The sequence below is a fragment of the Chroococcidiopsis sp. [FACHB-1243] genome (assembly GCF_014696895.1).
In the GTDB taxonomy this organism is placed as follows: domain Bacteria; phylum Cyanobacteriota; class Cyanobacteriia; order Cyanobacteriales; family Chroococcidiopsidaceae; genus Chroococcidiopsis.
Window position 1 is genome coordinate 1 of the sequence record NZ_JACJQX010000121.1, and the last position, 2,250, is coordinate 2,250.

Consider the following 2,250-nt stretch of genomic DNA (forward strand, 5'->3'; position numbering starts at 1 on the left):
TACACAACGTCAACCACACGTTGTACAAAACTTTTTTCGTGAGAAACATGTTGCTTACTCCGCTGCCTAAAACTGTTCACCATTCTATGCTCTGGTTAGTAATATAAATTCCCAAAATTTGTTCATAAGTCGCAATAGTAATATCAGAACTAACGCCAGGGGAGAAAACGTCATCGGCGGCAACATTAACATCGACACCGATTTCCTTTTTGCTATTGAAAATAGCGATATTAGCGCCAATTCTGCTAATTTTCGGGGCGGTAACGTGCGGATCGATGCCTCAGGAATCTACGGGACGCAGTTTCGCGAAGTGCCAGACGATCGCACGAGTGATATTACTGCCTCTGGGTCAAACCCCCAGTTAAGTGGGACTGTAGAACTTGACGTACCCGAAACCGACCCCAACAGTGGTTTAATTAACTTGCCATCAGTACCAGTCGATACCCAAGTGGCACAGGCTTGTACTCCTAGTGGCTCTCAAAATCAAAGTGAATTTATTGTCACTGGTCGCGGTGGTTTACCGCCCAATCCCACAGAGGTACTCAGTAGCGATGCAACTGCTATTGATTGGGTTGCACTTCCACCCACAACAGAAAACCAATCTAGTCCAACTCCAGCTACCAATTCCACTGCACCATCACTAGCACCGATGGTGGAAGCAACTGGGTGGGAGATCGATCGCCAGGGTAAAGTCATTCTTACTGCTTCTAATGTCCCCGCACAACCCCATAACTGGCAGTCTTCTGCCCAGTGCAAGCTGTAAACTGTTGGGAAGTCTTGCGATCGCTTTACCACTTCAATGAACTGTGGAATTCTTTTAGTATCCGTCGCTTCAACAGCAGGAACATGACAAGAAAACGGCGCGTATTTTTCAATCCAGTACTATCCTTGTGGAAGGTGAATCGCTTAGGTAAGAGTTGGCTCACCCAGTTTCTGCTGGTGCTGATGAGTGCATTTCTATGTATAACCACTACCCTGGTTTTTACCAAAACTACTGCTGTTTACTCTGCTGTCCCAAATGAGCAAAAAGCGATCGCCTCTACGCAGAACCTAGTACAACAGGGCAGATCTTTCTATGATGCGGGACAGTTTGCCCAAGCAGTCAAGGTTTTGCAACAGGCTACAGCTGCCTTTAAAGCGAATGAGAACGAGCTGGAACAAGCTATGGCTTTGAGCAATCTTTCCTTAGCCTATCAGCAATTAGGACAATGGACGCAGGCAGAAAGTGCGATCGCCTCTAGTCTCGGATTACTAGAATCTCCCGTGAAGAAGGGCAAGGGAGCAGGGGAGCAAGGGAGTAGAGGAGCAAATTCAATCCAAACTCTAGCAGTTCTTGCCCAAGCTCTAGACGTTCGAGGTCGCTGGCAATTAGCACAAGGACAATCTTCAGCAGCCTTAACTACTTGGCAACAAGCATTTGAGATCTACGCCAAAATTAGAGATAATGCTGGGTTAACTCGTAACCGAATTAATCAAGCTCAAGCCCTGCAAGCTTTGGGGCATTACCGTCAAGCAAAAAAGACACTAGATGAGGTAGAGCAAACTTTGCGAAAGCAACCAGACTCTGCTCTCAAGGCTACAGGACTACGTAGCCTCGGCAATGTCTTGCGAGTTGTCAGCGACTTTAACACCTCTCGCCAAGTCTTGGAGCAAAGTTTAGCAATAACCAAGCAAATGGGCACAGACGCTTCAGAAACGCCACAGACTCAAACTCTGGGCGATACTCTATTAAGCCTGGGTAATACAGCCCGCGCTCAACAACAGACTCAAACCGCTCTCCAATTCTACCAACAAGCTGCTAGTGCTTCTGTTGCACTAAATACGCGCATTCAAGCGCAGTTAAATCAATTGAGTCTATTATTAGAAGATCGGCAATGGAATGCTGCTAGGGAACTATATCCCCAAATCCAAGCTTCTATTGTTAACTTACCCCCCAGCCGGACAGCAGTTGACGCTAGAATTAACTTTGCCAAAAGTCTGACACGGCTAAAACAACATGACAATGCGATCGCGGCTTCATGGCAAGATATTGCTCAGTTACTAGCTACATCAGTCCAACAAGCACAAGATTTAAAAGATCGGCGAGCAATTAGTTATGCTCTGGGTAATCTGGGTGAACTGTACGAACAAAATGGGCAGTTGAACGAAGCTGGTTCTACTCTAGTTTGTGTTTGACCGGTTTTCCGGTTCCACGACCATTCAGGGACGAGGCAATCAGAAAATTTCGCAACCAGTTGTCGTGGTAGCGAA

Annotated in this window: 2 protein-coding genes; both read left to right on the forward strand. The window is 46.5% G+C overall.

Annotation, left to right across the window (positions count from 1 at the left end):
- Nucleotides 1–118: 118 nt before the first annotated feature.
- Entirely contained in the window at nucleotides 119–763 is a 645-nt protein-coding gene (locus H6G17_RS32255; RefSeq protein WP_192162814.1) for an S-layer family protein, read from the forward strand.
- Nucleotides 751–2,175, forward strand: a complete 1,425-nt coding sequence (locus tag H6G17_RS32260) for a tetratricopeptide repeat protein (RefSeq protein WP_192162815.1) — start codon at nucleotides 751–753, stop codon at nucleotides 2,173–2,175. The genes H6G17_RS32255 and H6G17_RS32260 overlap by 13 nt, the downstream gene beginning before the upstream one ends.
- Nucleotides 2,176–2,250: the final 75 nt, after the last annotated feature.